The organism is Haloarcula salina, assembly GCF_010119195.1.
GTDB classification, from domain to species: Archaea; Halobacteriota; Halobacteria; order Halobacteriales; family Haloarculaceae; genus Haloarcula; species Haloarcula salina.
In genome coordinates this window covers 48,576-66,244 of the sequence record NZ_WRXL01000003.1, presented here as the reverse complement: position 1 = coordinate 66,244, position 17,669 = coordinate 48,576, and the positions used below count along the sequence as shown (strand labels likewise).

Annotated in this window: 18 protein-coding genes; 7 read left to right on the top strand and 11 right to left on the bottom strand. The window is 67.4% G+C overall.

The genetic code is table 11. From position 1 onward, the window contains the following. Positions 1 to 75: 75 nt before the first annotated feature. From GM656_RS08715 to engB, 4 genes are all read right to left on the bottom strand, one after another. The gene (locus tag GM656_RS08715) at positions 76 to 1,428 is read right to left on the bottom strand and encodes a cohesin domain-containing protein (protein ID WP_162413289.1); all 1,353 of its coding nucleotides are present in this window, start codon (positions 1,426 to 1,428) and stop codon (positions 76 to 78) included. Continuing rightward, positions 1,425 to 3,239 carry a DNRLRE domain-containing protein gene (locus tag GM656_RS08710; protein ID WP_162413288.1) on the bottom strand — a complete coding sequence of 605 codons (1,815 nt, stop codon included), beginning with the start codon at positions 3,237 to 3,239 and terminating at the stop codon, positions 1,425 to 1,427. Before GM656_RS08710 ends, GM656_RS08715 begins: the two co-directional genes overlap by 4 nt. A gap of 285 nt (positions 3,240 to 3,524) precedes the next feature. Then, positions 3,525 to 4,661, bottom strand: coding sequence for a hypothetical protein (locus tag GM656_RS08705; RefSeq protein WP_162413287.1), 1,137 nt, complete (start codon positions 4,659 to 4,661; stop codon positions 3,525 to 3,527). Positions 4,662 to 4,897: 236 nt separating this feature from the next. After that, the gene (engB, locus tag GM656_RS08700; protein ID WP_162413286.1) at positions 4,898 to 5,515 is read right to left on the bottom strand and encodes a GTP-binding protein EngB; all 618 of its coding nucleotides are present in this window, start codon (positions 5,513 to 5,515) and stop codon (positions 4,898 to 4,900) included. Between the two features lie 128 nt (positions 5,516 to 5,643). Here engB and GM656_RS08695 point away from each other — a divergent pair, with 128 nt between their 5' ends. Both GM656_RS08695 and GM656_RS08690 read left to right on the top strand, forming a co-directional pair. After that, positions 5,644 to 6,924, top strand: coding sequence for a TIGR00341 family protein (locus GM656_RS08695; RefSeq protein ID WP_162413285.1), 1,281 nt, complete (start codon positions 5,644 to 5,646; stop codon positions 6,922 to 6,924). 61 nt (positions 6,925 to 6,985) lie between these two features. After that, positions 6,986 to 7,699, top strand: a complete 714-nt coding sequence (locus tag GM656_RS08690) for an SIMPL domain-containing protein (RefSeq protein WP_162413284.1) — start codon at positions 6,986 to 6,988, stop codon at positions 7,697 to 7,699. A 77-nt stretch (positions 7,700 to 7,776) separates the two neighbouring features. Here the strand turns inward: GM656_RS08690 and GM656_RS08685 are convergent, their stop codons facing one another. Next, complete coding sequence (locus tag GM656_RS08685; RefSeq protein WP_162413283.1) at positions 7,777 to 8,775, bottom strand: NOG1 family protein; 999 nt, start codon at positions 8,773 to 8,775, stop codon at positions 7,777 to 7,779. Positions 8,776 to 8,877: 102 nt separating this feature from the next. Between GM656_RS08685 and GM656_RS08680 the strand changes: the two genes are divergently transcribed. Beyond that, positions 8,878 to 9,195 (top strand): ASCH domain-containing protein, encoded by a 318-nt coding sequence (locus GM656_RS08680; protein WP_162413282.1) that lies wholly within the window; start codon positions 8,878 to 8,880, stop codon positions 9,193 to 9,195. A gap of 103 nt (positions 9,196 to 9,298) precedes the next feature. Beyond that, positions 9,299 to 9,427 (top strand): hypothetical protein, encoded by a 129-nt coding sequence (locus tag GM656_RS19485; RefSeq protein ID WP_277815046.1) that lies wholly within the window; start codon positions 9,299 to 9,301, stop codon positions 9,425 to 9,427. Positions 9,428 to 9,466: 39 nt separating this feature from the next. Here the strand turns inward: GM656_RS19485 and hisE are convergent, their stop codons facing one another. Beyond that, positions 9,467 to 9,763: a phosphoribosyl-ATP diphosphatase gene (gene hisE, locus GM656_RS08675; RefSeq protein WP_162413281.1), complete on the bottom strand. Its 297-nt coding sequence runs from the start codon at positions 9,761 to 9,763 to the stop codon at positions 9,467 to 9,469. A 36-nt stretch (positions 9,764 to 9,799) separates the two neighbouring features. After that, positions 9,800 to 10,393: a pyridoxal 5'-phosphate synthase glutaminase subunit PdxT gene (gene pdxT / locus GM656_RS08670; protein WP_162413280.1), complete on the bottom strand. Its 594-nt coding sequence runs from the start codon at positions 10,391 to 10,393 to the stop codon at positions 9,800 to 9,802. Between the two features lie 142 nt (positions 10,394 to 10,535). On the opposite strand from pdxT, the gene GM656_RS08665 reads away from it, so the two are divergent. After that, positions 10,536 to 11,570: a PrsW family intramembrane metalloprotease gene (locus tag GM656_RS08665; RefSeq protein WP_162413279.1), complete on the top strand. Its 1,035-nt coding sequence runs from the start codon at positions 10,536 to 10,538 to the stop codon at positions 11,568 to 11,570. A 31-nt stretch (positions 11,571 to 11,601) separates the two neighbouring features. Here the strand turns inward: GM656_RS08665 and GM656_RS08660 are convergent, their stop codons facing one another. Continuing rightward, complete coding sequence (locus GM656_RS08660) at positions 11,602 to 12,180, bottom strand: riboflavin synthase (protein ID WP_162413278.1); 579 nt, start codon at positions 12,178 to 12,180, stop codon at positions 11,602 to 11,604. Between the two features lie 128 nt (positions 12,181 to 12,308). On the opposite strand from GM656_RS08660, the gene GM656_RS19070 reads away from it, so the two are divergent. After that, on the top strand, positions 12,309 to 12,467 hold the full coding sequence (locus tag GM656_RS19070) for a hypothetical protein (protein WP_174242957.1): 159 nt from the start codon (positions 12,309 to 12,311) through the stop codon (positions 12,465 to 12,467). Here GM656_RS19070 and GM656_RS08655 read toward each other — a convergent pair. Together GM656_RS08655 and gap are read right to left on the bottom strand one after the other, a co-directional pair. Next, positions 12,464 to 13,666 (bottom strand): phosphoglycerate kinase, encoded by a 1,203-nt coding sequence (locus tag GM656_RS08655; RefSeq protein WP_162413277.1) that lies wholly within the window; start codon positions 13,664 to 13,666, stop codon positions 12,464 to 12,466. The two genes, GM656_RS19070 and GM656_RS08655, sit on opposite strands and share 4 nt — an antisense overlap. Positions 13,667 to 13,986: 320 nt before the next feature. After that, complete coding sequence (gap, locus tag GM656_RS08650) at positions 13,987 to 14,991, bottom strand: type I glyceraldehyde-3-phosphate dehydrogenase (RefSeq protein WP_162413276.1); 1,005 nt, start codon at positions 14,989 to 14,991, stop codon at positions 13,987 to 13,989. A 198-nt stretch (positions 14,992 to 15,189) separates the two neighbouring features. Here gap and GM656_RS08645 point away from each other — a divergent pair, with 198 nt between their 5' ends. Beyond that, positions 15,190 to 15,576, top strand: coding sequence for an Hsp20/alpha crystallin family protein (locus GM656_RS08645; RefSeq protein ID WP_162413275.1), 387 nt, complete (start codon positions 15,190 to 15,192; stop codon positions 15,574 to 15,576). Positions 15,577 to 15,724: 148 nt separating this feature from the next. Here GM656_RS08645 and GM656_RS08640 read toward each other — a convergent pair whose 3' ends face one another. After that, entirely contained in the window at positions 15,725 to 17,650 is a 1,926-nt protein-coding gene (locus tag GM656_RS08640) for a PKD domain-containing protein (RefSeq protein ID WP_162413274.1), read from the bottom strand. Between the last annotated feature and the right edge of the window lie 19 nt (positions 17,651 to 17,669).

Here is a 17,669-nt window from a genome sequence, read left to right as displayed (position 1 = left end):
TCGGCTCACTGTCGGAGTGTTGGCGTCCAGCTCTGCGTGTACGTCGCGGAGCGAACGCGAAAGCGGACTGCCGGGTTAGTTCGGCGGCTCCCGAATGGCGAGCCAGCCGAGCAGTATCGACAGCGTCAGCGCGACGGTAGCCGCTCCGAAGCCGGCGCCGGTGCCGCCGGTCGTTCCGGTCGGACTGGCGGCCGCATCGGTCGTGGCGGGGACCTGGGTGACCGTCCCGTCGTCGGTCGGTGAGGTAGTCGTCGCCGCCACTGTCGTCGATCCTGCTGTCGCAGCGTCTGTCTCTGTCTGGGGTGGCGTCGTCGTGACGGCCGGCGTCACGGTCGCGTTCGTTGCGTTTGTCGCGTTCGTCCCGTTCGTCGTGGGCGACGCGTGGACGGTCACGTTGCCGGCGGCCGTCGTGTTGAACGCGAGCGCGCGCGTTCCGGTCGTGTTGAACAGGACCGAGAGGTTGATCGCTCTCTCCGCTCCGGCGTCGATGTCGACCGACTCGTTCACACCGACCGCGCTGCCGTTGACGGCCACGTACGCGTCGAAGGTCCCGTCGTCGTCGCCGGTGTTCTCGACGGTCGCCGACACCGTCACTGGGGTTCCGACGGTGGTCGACGAGGTGTTGAGCGACGCATTCGTCACGTTGAACGCCGGTTCATCGGGGGGTCCGGCCCCACCGCCGCCACCGCCGCCACCACCGCCACCGTTGTCGTCGTCATCGTCACTGTCGTCGTTGTCGCCGCCCCCACCACCGCCGCTGTTGCTGTCGTCCGACGGGGTTTCGGTCGGCGTCGGTGTCTCGGTCGGCGTCGGGGTAGGCGTCGGTGTCTCGGTCGGCGTCGGGGTAGGCGTCTGTGTCTCGGTAGGTGTCTGCGTCGGCGTCGGAGTAGGCGTCTGCGTCGGCGTTGGTGTCGTCTCGGACTCGACGGTCACCGTCACGTCGTGGAGGGTCTCCGGGGCGACGGTCTCGCCGTCGGCGTCCGTGAACTTGGTGTCGGCGTCGACGAACGAGAGATCGGTGCTCGACCCCGCTTCGCCGGTGCCCGTCAGCGTGACCGTCGCGAGGACGGGGTTCTCGGTCTCGGAACCGCGGAGCTGATTGAACGCGGCCCAGCCTGCCTCGTTGTTCACGTTGCTGATCGGGTCGCCGAAGTCGTCGCTGCCGGACACCGATTCGACCGTCACGTCCTCGGGGTCGAAGGTGAGGTTCGTCTGGTAGCCGCTCACCGCGGTCGCGTTGGCCCACACCGTCAGCGTGGTCGTCTCGCCGGGCGAGACGGTGACGGTGTCACCGGGTGCGGCAGTTGGGTTCTCGGCGACGCCGATCGCCGGGGCCGGCAGCGCACCGACCGTCGCGACGGCGAGCGGGAGGGCCGCGAGCACTGCGACGAGGGCACCGACGGCGAGAAGCCGCGTGGTGTCGCTCACGAGTCGCCCCCGCTCATGTTCCGGACGCGGGCGGCGTCGCCGATATCGACGTCTCCGTCGTCGTCGACGTCCGCGGCTTCCCGGTCGATCTCGACGTCCTCGCCGGCCACGGACTGCTGGATCCGCGTCACGTCGTCGCTATCGACGTCTCCGTCGCCGTCAGCGTCGCCCGCGACGGGACCGCTACTCTCGTCGGGGGGCGTATAGCGGACCTGCAACGTCGGCGGCGCGTCGCTCTCGGCCGTCCGGATGTCCCAGCCGTCGCCGCCGCTGGGGAGGAACACCCAGCCGTGATTCGGGGCCCCGTCGGCCCACGCCTGGACGCTGGCCGCGAGGTCGATGCGCGTCGTCCCGGTGGCGACGGTTCCGGTCTGTGCGTCGGCGCTGTCGACCGCTTCGGTGTCGTCGGCCTGGACGCCGTCGTCCAGTGACGCCCACGTGTCGTCCTGGCCCCAGTCGGTCAGCATGCGGTGGACGGACGCGCCGGAGCCGTCGTCGGCAGTTTCGAGGGTCAGCGTCGCGCTCTCGACGGTCGCTCCCCGCGGGACCTGCGCGTCGCCGTCGCCGACGACGCCGTCGAACCGCAGGAGGACTTGACTGCCATTGGCGCTTCCCTGCGGGTCGCTCTGGTCGATGGACAGCGTGGTCGCCGTTCCGAAGCCCGTCTCGGGGTCGGCCTCGCGGAGCATGGTGTCGACCGTGCCGTCGTAGCCCTCGGCTCCCTGCTCGAACGCGACCTGCTCGCCGGTCGACGACTCGGCGCCGAAGCGGGCGTCGAAGTCCAGATCGAAGTGGAACTGGCTGTCTCCGTCCGTCTGTTCCTCGTCCGTGCTCGGCGAGAACGTCCGGACGGCGATCCGGTCGGCACCGTCACTGCCGCCGCCCGGTTCGAACTTGATGCGGCGCATCAGCCCGTGGCCGCCGTTCGGCCGGAACTGGTAGTTCGCCAGCATCTCGTAGACGGCCTGTCCCGCGTCGTTCGTCGCGACCTGGTGGACCTCCCCGTCTTCCTCGTGCCAGTGGCCACACAGCACCATGAACACCTGCTCGTTCGGCGCGACGAGTTCCTCCCAGACGGCCTGGCCGGTGTTCCCGATGTCGTTGGGCTCCTGGAGCTCCGTCGCTCGGCGATCTGGATTGTCACGGAGGTACGAGTGGGTGGTGAGAATCGTCGCCCGGTCGGGGTGCTCGTCGAGTATCTGTTGGCCCCAGCCCAGCGGCGTCGAGGGATCGTCGGTCGACCCCGCGGGCTCCCACTCCAGCGCGAGGTGGAGGAAGTCGTAGCCGCCGGCGGAGAACAGCTGGTAGCTGTTGAGATTCGCTCGGTTCTCGTCGACGCCCGTCGGCCCCGAACCGCCGTACCAGTCGCGCCCGTCGTACCGGGAGGGCCCGAAGTACTGCTTGTACTTGTCGATCGAGGACTCTTTGTCCCACAGCGTCGCCCAGTCGTGATTGCCGGGGACGGTCGAGTACGGAACGACGCCGTCGAGTTTCGACATGGCCGCGTCCATGTACTGCCACTCCGCGTCGTCGTCGCCGTGGTCGACCACGTCGCCCTCGTGGCTGACGAAGGCGATGTTCTCGCTGTCGCGGTTGTCGACGATCCACTGGGTCTGATCGTTCGCATACGGCGTGTCGTCTTTGGCGTATACCTGCGTGTCGGGCAGCGCGACGACGGTCCAGTACGACGACTGCTGGCTCGCTCCCGGTGTGGCTCCGAGCGTCGCGACGCCGACCCCCGCGCCCACCGCCCTGAGGAGGTCGCGTCGCGTCGCGGTGCGTCCCGTCGTTCGGTCGGCACTACTGTCCATCGCTCAGTTCCCTCCAGGGGCCACGTAACAGCCCGAATCGTGTCGAGACGGCCGGCGCGAAGCGCCCGCCGCTCCGTCGGTTGCGTTGCCCCGTGTCCGCTCTCCCCACCTGGTCTCTGGGTGCCGTCTTGATAAGTAAACTGACATGTCTGCCAATGCGGTGTTCTCCATGTACGGTGTGTTGCTCTGGTTCGATTTCGCGATCCGTTTCGATGTAGACGGCCGGTACCGCCGGCGACCGGACACTGCACGGGAACGGTTCCGAGACAGTGACCGACCCCGGTATCAGCTCATCGCCTCGATCACGCGCGGCGAGTCGAGCGATGCGACCGCTTCGGAGACGGCGGTATCGAGGCTGGACTCGCTCCAGTCGCGCTCTCGCGGGATGTATGCGCGGTAGGTCGCGACGTCCTCGAAGAGCGAGCGGAACACGTCCCGCTCGCGTCTGGTGACCTCCTCCAGCGACTCGACCATGGTCCCGTCGTCGACGAGCGAGTCGTAGGCGTGGAAGTACTCCCGCAGCCGCCCGTCCCACTCGAAGTTGCTGATGGCGGTCGCCGCCGACATCGCCGTCTCCGTCGAGACCTGTTCGACGGTGACCGTGTCGGTGTCGGGCGCGGCCTGGAGGAACACGACGTTGTCGACGCTCGCCTGCTCGACGTGGTCGGCGTCGGGGTACAGGTCGGAGATGTCGGTGAAGTCGCGGCTGTCGTCGGCGAGATACGTGTCGTTGAGGTAGGCGACGGCCGTCTCCGGGAGGCCACCGGTCCGGTCGACGCGCGCGTCGATGTACTCGTGGACCGACGAGCGGAGCCGTTCTTTCGGATCGTCGTACTGGATCTCGATCTCCGGGAACGACTCGACGTTGAACGGCTGGAGATTGACGCCCAGCGGATAGCCGACCGCCGTCCCGTCGGCACCCACCCAGAGGCGGTCGTCGGACAGGAAGTCCGCGCCCTCGCGCAGCAGCGACAGGAGCGTGTTCGTCTTCCCGGCCCCGCGCCAGGCCGGAAACAGGGTGGTCTGTCCGTCGAGGCTGACGCCGGACGCGTGGATCAGGGCCTGATCGCGAGTGAGCCGCCGCTTGCGGATCTCGAACTCCATCGGATAGATGGCGTAGAACGGCTCGAACCCCCGCGTCACCCTGACGTGCGACCAGCCCGGTTCGACGGCCATGAAGTCCGACCCGTTGCGAACGACGAACTCCTCGCCGGTCCAGCCGTAGTAGTCGTCGGGGTCCCCGAGGACGTCCGTCGGTTCGACGTCGTCGGTCGTCTCCTCGATGACGATGTCCGGGTCCCTGTCCGGCGAACTCGTTTTGAACTGGTCGTACATCCGTCGATACTGCCTGTCGAGGCGACCGCTGTCGCCTTCGACCCGCACCAGAAGCTCCCCGAAAAAGTCGAAATGTGCCGGGCTCATGGTTTCACCGGTCGCTCCCATCCCCATCTACGATCGATTCGCGTGGTCGTACAACTCATCGTCACTGACCGTATGCGAGATTCACATATTCTTATATATGTCAAAATATAGCACGGTGGGGTTCCCGTGTGCCGCCGCTCGCTCTAGAACGCCGAGTACTCTCGGATTACCCGAACAACCACGCCCGAAACCGAACAAATCGCTCGATATGTGCCAGCGGTAAGCGAGTCTTGTCCTCAGAAGAACTGGTATAAGTCGTCGCGTCCGGCCTCGTGGAGGTGGTGACGGACCGCCTCGTTCAGCGGGCCGAGCGATCCGCGCTTGGCGCTGATCGGAGCGATCGTCTCCTGCCACTGCTGCCACGGTGGATAGAGGCCGAGCCTGTCACAGAGTTCGTTCAGGCGCTCGTCGCGGTCGTCGACCTTGTCCATCTTGTTGACGGCGACGACCGGTTCGACGCCGACCTCCCGGAGGAAGTGAAACAGCTCCACGTCGTGGGGGATCTCGTCCGGTCCGGAGTGGCGGTCGATGATGTCGATGACGGACTTCCCGTCGACGACGAGGATCCCGACGAGGATCTTCTCGGCGTTGGCCTCGACGTACTGGACCACGTCCGCCTTGATCTGCTCGCGGACGTCGTCGGGAACGCCGTCCATGAATCCGAACCCGGGGAGGTCCGTGATGACGAAGTCCGAACTGGCCCAGTCGTAGTGGTTCGGCGAGCGGGTGACGCCGGGGCGCTGGCCGGTGTCGAACGTGTGGCCGGTCACCTCCCGCATCAGCGTCGACTTGCCGACGTTGGACCGGCCGACGAGCACAACCTCGGCGTCCCGGTCCGGTCGCGTCTCGAACATAGCCGTCGTAGGCCGCCGGCGGGGAAAAGCGCGTCCGTTCGCACCGGGCCGGGGCGGTCGCTGTCCGGCACCGGGCAGCCGTACCGTGACCAGCCGGCTTTTTGTCGCCGGGGGCCTCACCGAGAGCCGTGCGGCTGGTACAGATAACGATCCCGGCGGGCAAGCGCGAGGCGGTGCTGGGGGCGTTAGACGACGAGGGCATCGACTACGTGGTCTCCGACGAGACCAGCGGCCGGGAGTACACGGCCGTCGTCTCGTTCCCGCTGCCGACCAACGCGCTCGAACCCGTTCTCGACGAGCTGCGGGACGTCGGTATCGACGACGACGCCTACACGGTCGTCGTCGACGCGAACACCGTCATCTCCCGGCGGTTCGAACAGCTCCAGGAGAAGTACGCCGAGGAGGAAGACGAGGACCGAATCGCGCGCGAGGAGCTGACGACGAAGGCCCGCGACCTCGCGCCGTCGCTCCCGATCTACGCGCTGATGACGATCATCAGCGCCGTCATCGCCACCGCCGGCCTGCTACTCGACTCGCCGGCCGTCGTCGTCGGGTCGATGGTCATCGCGCCGCTCATCGGCCCGGCGATGACCGCCAACGTCGGGACCGTCGTCGACGACCACGACCTGTTCGTCCGGGGCGTCAAGCTCCAGGTGTTCGGGCTGGGCCTCGCCATCGCCAGCGCCACCGTGTTCGCGCTGTTCGTCCGCTACGCCAACGTCATCCCGCCGCTCGCCGACGTGACGACCGTCGGGCAGGTCCGCGAGCGCGTCGCGCCCGACTTCCTCTCGCTGGTCGTCGCGCTCGGGGCCGGCGCGGCCGGCGTCCTGAGCCTCACTAGCGGCGTCTCGACGGCGCTCGTCGGCGTCATGATCGCCGTGGCGCTCATCCCGCCGGCGGCGACGGTCGGCATCGGCATCGCGTGGGGCCAGCCGCTCGTGAGCCTCGGCTCGACCGTCCTCGTGCTGGTGAACGTCCTCTCGATCAACCTCGCCGTCCTCGTCGGGCTCTGGTATCAGGGCTACCGCCCCGAACACTGGTTCCGCGAGGGCAACGCCCGGTCGGCGACGGTGACGCGCATCGGCGTTCTCGTCCTGTCGATCCTCGTCCTCTCGGCGTTCCTCGGCGGCGTCACGCTCGACTCCTTCCAGCGGGCGACGACGGAGTCCGACATCCGCGAGGGCGTCGAGGGGGCCGTCGAGTCGCCGCTGCGCGTCCTCTCGGTCGAGGTCGAGTACACCAACACCGCCATCTTTCAGGAGCCCCGCCGCGTCGTCGTCACCGTCGGCTTACCGCCCGACACGCCACAGCCAACGCTGGCTGATCGGCTCGACGCCGTCGCCGACGCCGCCGCCGGCCGCGACGTCGTCACGGAGATCCACTACGTCACCGTCGAGCGGGCCGCCTGACGCTCAAACCCGGCTTTGACCGTCCGATGACGTAAATACCGTTGGGGGTGTCCATACTCCCATGCAGTCACGATCACTCGCACTGGTTGGGATACTGGCACTCGCCGTCGCCGGCGGGGTCGGGTTCGCGATCGCGGACACCGGCGCACAGGCGACGGCGACGAACTCCACCGTCAGCGTCAGCGCCGACGCCACCGTCGAGCGCGCGCCGGACCGCGCGACCGTCACCGTGGCCGCCGTCGGCCGCGGCGAGACGGCCGAGGCGGCCCGGAACAATCTCACCGGCGACGCCGACGCCATCACGACCGCGCTCGACGACGCGGGCGCGAACGTCACGTCCTCGCGCTTCCAGATCCGCCCCGAGTACGAGCGGACCGAGACGGGGAGCGAACAGGTCGGCTACGTCGCCATTCACACCGTCGAGGCCGAGACCGGTAACGTCTCCTCGGTCGGGACGCTCGTCGACACGGCCGTCGACGCCGGCGCGGATCGCGTGGACGGCATCCGCTACTCGCTGAGCGAGGAGACGCGACAGAGCGCCCGCGAGGAGGCGCTGACGACCGCGATGGACCGCGCCCGGAGCGACGCCGAAGTCGTCGCCGGCGCGGAGGGGCGGACCGTCGGGAGCGCCGTCTCGATCCAGACCAGCGACAGCGGGCGCTACGTCGTCTACGCCGAGACTGCCGCCGCCGGTGACGCCGGCGGGCGGACGAGCATCGAGCCCGGGACCGTCACCGTCGACGCGGCGGTCAGCGTGACCTACGAACTGAACTGAGGAGGCGGAGAACTGAGACCGTAGCGGAACCGCGCCGAGACCGCGCCGCAACTGAACTGCGACCGCGCGCGTTCGGCCTACTCGTCGTCGAACGGCAGTTCGATCTCGTAGCCGACGGCGTCGACGGCCGCCTCCAGCACGCCGTCCACGTTGTCGTCTTCCGTGACGCTCATGTAGTGATCCGCCTCGACGTCCGTCGAGAGGTCGCTCTTGTTCGCGATCGTCAGGACGGGCACGTCGAAGCGGGCGGCGATGGCGTCTCGCAGCTCCAGCTGGTCCGCCAGCGGGTAGCCGCATTCGCCGCTCGGGTCGACGAACACGAGCACCGCGTCGGCGAGGTGTTCGAGCGCGCTGACGGCCTGGGACTCGATCTCGTTTCTGTCCTCCGGCGGCCGGTCCAGCAGGCCGGGCGTGTCGACGAGCTGGTAGCGGATCCGCTGGTCCTCGAAGTGGCCGACCCGGAGCTGCGTCGTCGTGAAGGGATACGAGGCGATCTCGTTGTCGGCGCGGGTGACGCGGTTGACGAACGAGGACTTGCCGACGTTCGGGTAGCCGGCGACGACGATGGCCGGCTCGTCCGGCCGGATGTCGGGGATGTCTTTCAGCGCGTCGCGGGCTGTCGAGACGGCCGCGAGGTCGTCTTCGACCTCCTCGACCACGTCGGCGATGCGGGCGAACGCCTGCTTTCGGAGCTTGCGAGCGGTGTCGATGTCGCCCCGCGCCACGCGGCTCTCGTACTCCTGGCGGATCTCCTTGGTCTTCTGGGACGCCCAGGAGATCTCCGCGAGGCGTTGCTTCAGCGCGTCGATACCGGGATCGTCGTCCGCCGGATAGGCCTCGCCGATGACCGCGTCGGCGAGTTCAACGTAGAACGGGTCCAGGTCGTCGATCGTCGGCCACGCGGTCACCACGTTCGCGAGATTGTCCGAGACGATGTTCGAGGCAGTCATCAGCATCGACTGCTGGGCCTCGTTCCCGTCCTTGGCTCCGCCGGCGCGCGACGCCCGCGAGAACGCCTTGTCCAAGAGTTCCTCGGACGTCGGCGTCGTCGGCAGACCCTCGAAGGGATGGCTCATAGACGCCGTTGACGGCCAGCGCGTAAAAACGCGTTCACTCGCACCGGCGACACCGAAACCGTTGCGAGCCACGCTTTTGGGCGTCGCGCCCGCAGTGCCCGTATGGCTCAGATCGACGCCGGCGAGATCCTGCCCAACGACCGCGTCCAGCAGATGGCCGTCGACGGACGGGTCACGCAGTTGCACCGCGGTCACCAGTACGCCGAGGAGGGCGACACCTTCGAGATCGACGGGACGACCTTCGAGGTCACCGACGTGACCCACCGGACGCTCGGGGATCTGACCGACGAGGACGCACAGCGCGAGGGGTCCGAGGACCTCGACGCCTACAGGGAGCGGATGACGCGCGTCCACGGGAGCTTCGAGTGGGACGACGACAGCGAGGTCGTCCGCCACCGGTTTGCCTCGGTCGAGGAGTAGCGGGCCGAGCCAGTCTGTGGCCCGCTCCGCTCGACCCGCTACCGCGGGCTGTCGGCGCGGCGCAGACAACCCTTATCCCCTTCGGTAACTGAACGTAACCTCAATGACCGAGACGATCACGACGCCGAAAGCCGACGACCCCGACCGCGAGCACCTGGCCGCCGTCGAGGACGGCTGTGGCTGCGCCGAAATCTGGGAGCACCTGAGCGAGACGCGAGACGGGGACGACTGACCCCGTCGCGGTCGGGCCGCCTATTCGGTCGCCGCCTCGCTATCGCCGCTCTGCCAGCTCGGCCCGCAGGTCGTCGACGTCCATGTCTTTCATCGCGAGCAGGACGAGGAGGTGATAGACGATGTCGGCGGACTCGTGGGCCAGTTCCTCGCGGTCGTCGTCTTTGGCCGCCAGAATCAGCTCCGTCGTCTCCTCGCCGAGCTTCTCCAGGACGGCGTTCTCGCCTTTCTCGTGGGTGAACAGCGATGTCGTGTAGGAGTCCGTCGGAAGGTTCGCCTTGCGGTCCTCGATGACGGCGAACAGGTCGTCGATCACGTCGCCGGTGTCGTCGCTCATGGCCGGAGTTCGGCGAGCGGGGCCTTCAGGCCGTCGCTACGACTCGACCGAGTCGAAGAACGCGAGGTCGTGGATGCGGGGGTCGTCGGTCAGTTCCGGGTGGAAGGACGTGCCCACGACCGGCCCGTCGCGGATCGCCACGGGGCGGTCCTCCCACGCCGCGAGTACGTCGACGCCCTCGCCGACGTAGTCGATGACGGGCGCGCGGATGAACACCGCGGGGAACGGCTCGTCGAGGCCGCTCACGTCGAGCGGGGCCTCGAAGCTGTCCTTCTGCCGGCCGAAGGCGTTGCGCTCGATGGTCGCGTCGACGATGTTCAGCGTGTCGACGCGGTCGTCCTGGGCGTCCGTCGCACTGACGATGAGGCCGGCGCACGTGGCCAGCACCGGCTTGCCGGCGTCGACGTGGGCCACGATCTCCTCGTCGATGCCCTCGCGGTGGACGAGTCGCGAGATGGTCGTCGACTCCCCGCCGGGGAGCAACAGCGCGTCGCAGTCGGGGACCAGCCCCGACTCTCGGATCTCGACGACTTCGGCCGTCTCGTCGTGGGCGGCCGCGGCCCGCTGGATGGCGCTCGCGTGCTCGGACACGTCGCCCTGGACCGCGAGAACACCCGCGCGTAGCGTCATAGCTAGCTCTTGGCGGGCCTGCGCGAAAAGTCTCTCGTCTCTGGCAAGTGTGCGGGCCGGCGCGCGCTCGATGCGGCGGTGACCGCTTCGTCGCGCCGCCGCGAGCCAAACGGTTAGGTGTGGCCGGGACTTCACCAGGAGTATGGGACAGCGACGGCGTGACCCGGTCGAGGCCAACGCAGATGGGTCGGCGGACCTCTACGAAATCGCGAACTGGGAGCCGCGATCGACGCTCGACCGGTTCGTCCACTGGCTCTATCACGTCGGGCTCTGGGCGCTCCGGTGGCTCGTCATCATCGCCGCTCTCGCCATCCTGCTCTTGCAACTCCTGTTCGGCAGTCTGGGTGCGCTCGGGAACCAGCCGCTGTTCGCCGGTATGGCGCTCCTCTCGGCGGTCCCGGCGCTCGGGCTCGCCGCGTACATCTGGTACGCCGACGTGACCACGTCGGAACCGCTGACGCTGCTCGTCGGCACCTTCCTGCTCGGCGTTCTGTTCGCAGGCTTCGCGGGCCTGCTCAACGCCTTTCTCGGGTATCCGGTCCAGGCGATCGGCTCCGGGTTCGGTCTCGTCCCGTTCCTCGGGCAGGTGTTCTTCTTCTTCCTCATCGTCGGTCCCGTCGAGGAGAGCGTGAAACTGCTCGCGGTCCGACTGTACGCCTTCCGGGACGACCGCTTCGACGCCGTGGTCGACGGAGCGGTCTACGGGGCCGCCGCGGGGCTCGGCTTCGCGACCATCGAGAACGCGCTGTACATCACGCAGAACACCGAGATGGTCACCGGGACGCTCAACGTGCTGGCAGAGGGCGGCGACATCACCGCGGTACGGGCTTTGGCCGGCCCGGGCCACGTCATCTACTCGGCCTTCGCGGGCTACTACCTCGGGCTGGCGAAGTTCAATCCGGACGACGCCGGCCCCATCGTCCTGAAGGGACTGCTCATCGCCGCGCTCATCCACGCGGTGTACAACACGCTGGCCGGGCCGGTGACGACGGTGCTCGCGACGCTGTACGACGTGAACTTCCTCGTGGCCTTCTTCGGCTTCGTCATCGTCTACGACTCCATCTTCGGGCTCCTCCTGTTGCGCAAACTCGACGCCTACCGGAAGGCGTACAAGCGCGCACACGCCCCGTCGGAGTCGAGCGGCCAGCGGCCCGAACGGACCGAGTTCGACCCCTGACGGCCCGGAACGCCGGGCTCGGATCGCCCGCTCAGCAGAGCTGTTCGACGTACTTCGCGATCACGTCGACTTCCAGGTGGACCGGGTCGCCGACCGACTTCTCCGAGAGCGTCGTCTCCGCGTACGTGGTCGGGATGATCGCCACGTCGAAGGCGTCCTCGCGGCGGTCGGCGACGGTCAGGCTGATGCCGTCGACGGTGATCGACCCCTTCTCGACGAGGTAGTCCCGGTGGGCCTCGGGCAGTGAGAACGTGAACGTCCAGTCGTCGCCCTCGCGCTCGACGGCGACGACCGCTGCCGTGGTGTCGACGTGGCCCTGGACGACGTGGCCGTCGAAGCGACCGTCGGCGGGCATCGCCCGCTCCAGATTGACGCTGTCTCCCCCCGAGAGGTCGTCGAAGAACGTCCGGTCGAGCGTCTCGCGGGCGAGGAACACCTCGAACCACTCGCCGTCGGACGCCTTCTCGACGGTGAGACAGACGCCGCTGACGCTGACGGACTGGCCGTGGTCGAGCCCCTCGAACGGCGCGCCGATGCGGACGCGCCGGCCGCCGTCGTCGTCTACGACTGCCTGGACCTCGCCGGTCGCCTCGACGATGCCGGTGAACATACCCCGGATTCGACGCGGCGGGCGGAAAGCGCTTCGCTTCGGGCGGCCCCAAGTAGTACTCGGAGCCGAGTATATTTTTTACGACAACTGTCGAAAGGAATTTATCGGCCGCGCGGGTACCAGCGGGTATGCCCGAGACGGATCCCAAAGCGGAGGACGACGGCCGGGAGTGGACTGCCCGACACGCGCGAACGAAACCGAGCGAGACGCGGCCGGTCGTGCGCGTTCCCGACGACGTGGTCGAGGTCTGGGACGACCGACACGCCGAGACGAAACGCCGCTTCTAACGACTGAGGACTTCGACGCCGATCAGTTCCGCGCCGGTCAGCGCCCGGATGTACGCGCCGCCGGCGATGGAGACGTGCCCGAACTCCTCCTCTTCCATGCCGTACATCTCGATGGCCCGCGAGGTGTCGCCGCCGCCGACGACGGAGAAGCAGTCGGTCTCGGCGATGGCCTCGAGGACGCCAGCGGTCCCGACCGAGAAGCGCTCGTCCTCGAACATCCCGAGCGCGCCCTTGACGAAGACGGCCTCCGAGTCCCGGATGATCGGTGAGTACTCCATGACCGTCTCGCTGCCCACGTCGAGGTAAGAGACGGTCTTCTCTTCGATGTCGTCGACGGCCTGCTCGGCGCGGCTCCCGTCGTCCTCGTAGGCGAGGTCGACCGCGAGCGAGATCTGGTCGCGGTGGTCCTCGAGCATAGACTCGATCTTCTCGCTGTTTTTCTCCCACTGCTCGTCGTAGAGGTTCGCGTCGTCGATGTCGTAGCCGACGGGGTGGCCGGCCGCGCGCAGGAACAACTCTCCCGCGATCCCGCCCAGCAGGAAATCGTCGACCTTCTCGTCGAGGTGGGTCATCACGTCGATGACGTCGGTCGCCTTCGTTCCGCCGACGACCATCGTCACCTGCCCGTCGAACTCCTTCTCGGCGATGGCGGTGTTGGCCTCGTACTCGGTCTCCATCACGCGGCCGGCGTAGGCGTCCATCACCAGCGGGAACCCGACGAGCGAGGCGTGCGAGCGGTGGGCCGCCGAGTACGCGTCGTTGACGTACGCGTCGAACTCGTCTTTGAGCGTCTGGACGAACTCCGTCTGGGACTTCACTTCCGGGTCTTCCTCGGGGAGCTCGTCGTCACACATCCGCGTGTTTTCGAGCACGAGCACGTCGCCCGACTCCAGGCCGGCGATGTCGTGGATGGCCTGCGGGCCGTAGGTCTCGTCGACGAACGCGACCGGGTGGTCGATGTGCTCGGCGAGGATGTCCGCGTGCTGGGAGAGCGAGACGAAGTCGTCGCGGCCCGGTCGGCCCTGGTGAGCCATGACCGCGACCTCGAACCCGCGGTCGACGAGTTCGCTGATCGTCTCGGCGTGTCGTTCGAACCGCCGGTTGTCCTGTACTTCCCCGTCCTCGACCGGGGAGTTGAGGTCGAGGCGAACGAGGACGCGCTGGCCGTCGTCGAGGTCGTCGAGCGTCTGGAAAGTCATCACTCGGGAGGATACCTGCCGGCCGCTTAACGGTTTCCGAGTCGGGTTCCGCGCGCCCCGTTCGCGGCGGTAGCGGGGCTGTCCTGGCGCCGAATCAGTCGGGAAAGTGGGGGGAAATGGGTGGGAGTCTGTCGACCGCCTCACTGGGTCGCCACCGGGTCACGAGTGGCGTCGCCAGGTCGACAGCACAGGTACACAGAGCCGATGCATCCGTGCGAGACTCCGTGTGTTACCATCGTTCGATAAGAATTGCTATAAACGTTTTCACGACTGTCTGACGGTGAGCCGCGGAAGTCGCCGCACCGAGACCCGGTCTCGGGCTACTCGGTGATGTACTCGGCCACGTCGAGCATGCGGTTCGAGAAGCCGTACTCGTTGTCGTACCAGGTGAGGATCTTCGTCATCCCGCCGACGACGTTCGTCGACTGCAGGTCGACCTGCGAGGAGTACGGGTCGCCCGTGATGTCCGAGGAGACCACGTCGTCGTCCGTGACGCCGAGGACGCCTTCGAGTTCGCCGGCGGCAGCCTCCTCGAAGGCGGCGTTCACGTCGCCCTCGGTCACGTCCTCGGAGAGGTCGACGACGAACTCCGTGATGGAGCCGTTCGGCACCGGAACGCGGATGGCCATCCCGTCGAGTTTGCCCTCGAGCTGGGGCAGGACCTCGGTGGTCGCCTGCGCGGCCCCGGTCGAGGTCGGGATGATGTTCTCGGCGGCGGCGCGGCGGCGACGGGGCTTGCCGTTCGGGCCGTCCATCAGGTTCTGGGAGCCGGTGTAGGCGTGGACCGTGGTCAGCTGGCCGGCCTCGATGCCGAACTCCTCGTCGAGGATCTTCGCGACCGGCGTGATGGAGTTGGTCGTACACGAGGCGTTCGAGACGACGTCCTCGCCGTCGTACTCGTCGTGGTTGACGCCGTAGACGAGCTGCTTGACCGGCTCCTCGCCCTTCGGCGGCGCGGAGATGACGACCTTGTCAGCGCCGGCGTCGAGGTGCTGGCTCGCGTCTTCCTTCGTGCGGAAGATGCCCGTCGCCTCGAACGCCACGTCGACGTCGAGGTCGTCCCAGGGCAGCGCCGTCGGGTCCGTCTCGTGGAAGACGCCCGCCTCGAAGTCCGTCCCCTCGACCGTGAGAACGCCGTCCTCGACGCCGGCACCGGGGAGTTCGCCCATCACGGTGTCGTACTGGGCGAAGTAGTCGATCTCGTCGTCGTCCATCACGTCGTTGATGCCGACGATGTCGACGGCGTCGTTCTCCAGCGATGCGCGGAATACGTTGCGGCCGATACGGCCGAAGCCGTTCAGGCCGACGCGGACTGGCTCACTCATTGCTGTCTAGACAGGCTATCGGTCAGTGTAAAATGTTTTCGGATCTGTTGTAAATCGTTTTTGTTTATGACCGTTCGGGCAGGAAATGTTTGTATGGGTGCGTTTAGGGCGTCGCAGGCTCTCGGTTCGGCGCTGATCGGTGCAGGTGTTGAGCGCGTCAGAAGGCTTTTGAAACGGACGAACCTATACCGATCAAGGATGAGACGCGATGACCGCGACGACCCGTTCGACGAGTTCTTCCGGGAGATAGAACGGATGATGGACGAGATGATGGGGTCGGAAGGCGACGTACACATCGACCGGGACACCGGTGGGAGCGAGGTCGACCTGCACGTCGACGTCCACGAGACCGACGAGGAGATCCGGGTCGTGGCCGACGTGCCGGGCGTCGACAAGGACGCCATCGACCTCAAGTGCGACGGAACCGTACTGACGATCAACGCCGAGAGCGGCCAGCGCGAGTATCACGAGCGCCTCACGCTCCCGTCCCGCGTGGACGAGCACTCCGCCGCCGCGACCTACAACAACGGCATCCTCGAGGTCACGTTCGACCGCGAGGAGGACTCCGCCGATATCGAACTGTAACGGTCGCTTGCGACCCGGTCGTCCGTTTCACTTTCCGCGATCTCACGCCGGCTAGCGACCGCCACGTCCGGGGCGTCGCCTGCTGGGCCACCGGCGGTCTGGCGGCGTCTCAGTGCACCGCGTCTGGAACGTCGTGGTAACCGACGGTTCAGTCCTCACTCTCGTCGGTTTTGCGCTGGGCGAGCGCATACGCGAGCATCGTTCCGAGCGGCACGGCGACCGTGGCCCAGCCGGGTAGCAGCGGTCCGAAACCGCCCACGAGACCGCTGTCTCGCACGTCGACGGTCGTGGTGTTAGTCGCCATCTCACCGACGTCGTCGACGGCACGGAGCGTGACGTTGTGGGGGCCGGTCTCGTTGTAGGTCGCCGTCACCTGCGCCCCTTCGGCCTCGTACTCGCCGTCCCCGTCGAGGTCCCACTCGTAGGTCGCGACGTCTCCGTCGGGGTCGACCGTCTGGTTGCCGGCGTAGAAGGTGAGGGGAGTACCCGCGGTCGCCGTTCGGTTCATCCCGAACGCCGGGCGTGGGGGTTCGTTGTCGACGGTGAGGGTCACCGACTTCGTCGCGGTCGTCCCCCGGTCGTCAGTCACTCGTAGCGACACCCGCCTGTCGCCTTCGTCTGTGAACTCGTGAGTCACCGTCTGACCGGTCGATTCGAAGGTCCCGTCGCCGTCGATGTCCCACTCGTAGGACTCGATGGTCCCGTCGCCGTCGGTCGACTTCGCGGCGTCGAAGGAGACGCTCTCCAGTCCGGGACTCGACGGCGAAAATTCGAACTCCGGAACCGGGACCTCGTTCTCGACGACGCGGAGATCGGAGACGTACCCGGAGGCGTTCTCCACGTAGCCGCCGGCGACAACGTACCCGTTCTCGCCGGTCGAGACGACGCTCAGCGGCCGCGAATTCCTGTTCGCGTCGTGGATCCGTTGCCACCGATGGTCGCCCGACGCAGAGAAGCTCCGGAGGACGCCCCCGAGGTACGTGTAACTCGACGACAGGAAGCGCTGTTCGACCTTCATGAACTCGCCGGCCGTGATGAATCCGCCGTCCGGCGTGCCCGTGATCGCCCGAGCCGTCTCACCGTTGGCCGACTCGTACTCCCCGGAAAACGTCTTACTCGTGATCGCCTCGCCGGACTCCGTCGCGAGGACGAGCCAGCCGTTCCGACCGTCGTCGTAACTGTCGGTGTATCCGGCGATACCGAGGACGTCGTCGTTGAGAGCGATGTCGTGGAACTCGTCGTACTCGCTTCCGCCGAACGTCTGCTGCCACTCGACGACGCCGTCGGACGAGATCTTCGTCAGTAGTCCGTCGGTGCCCGCTCGACCGATGGCGAAGACGCTTCCATCGGTGCCGGAGACGGCGCCCGTAAGCGACAGATAGCCCGAGCGCTGGACTGTCTGCTCCCACTGTTCCTGTCCGTCGCCGTCGACGCGGACCATCCAGCCGTTGGTCGTGTCGGTGTCGACATCGTACCACGACACCTCCGCGTCCTCGCCGACCACGAGGAACTCCCCGTCTTCGAGCGCCACGACGGCGTGTGCAGCCGTCGAATCGCGGTGCTGAAACGTGTTCTTCGCCTGCACCTCGCCCATCTCGTCGACGCGAACGAAGACCGCGGTCGTGCTGCTGTCATCCTCGTCCGGCGTCGAGTGGCCACACAGGACCGCACCGCCGTCTGCCGTCGGTGCGACGCCGTCGAAGCGGTCGTAGAGGGACTCGCTGATGAACTCCTGCCACTGGAGGCCGCCGTCACTCCCGATCCGGGCGTACCACCCGTCGGTTCCATCGGTGGAGAACGCGTCCAGTTCGCCCGCGAGCAGCACCGATCCGTCCCCGAGCGAGGCCGCGTCGTGGAAGACCGCTTTCGACGTGTTCCCCGAGACCGACACAGACTCGGACCAGTCGCTGGTGGGAACGGTGACGTTGTCGGGCCCCTGCTCGTTCCCGGTCGCCGTCGCCGTCTGTCCCGCGACAGCCGTCGTTCCGCTGGCCGCCGTCAATCCGGCCACTCCGACCGTCGCTCGCCGCATGAACGCTCGCCTATCGATTCCGTCGAGAGTATCTTCTCTCATCAGGCTGAATACACTCTAA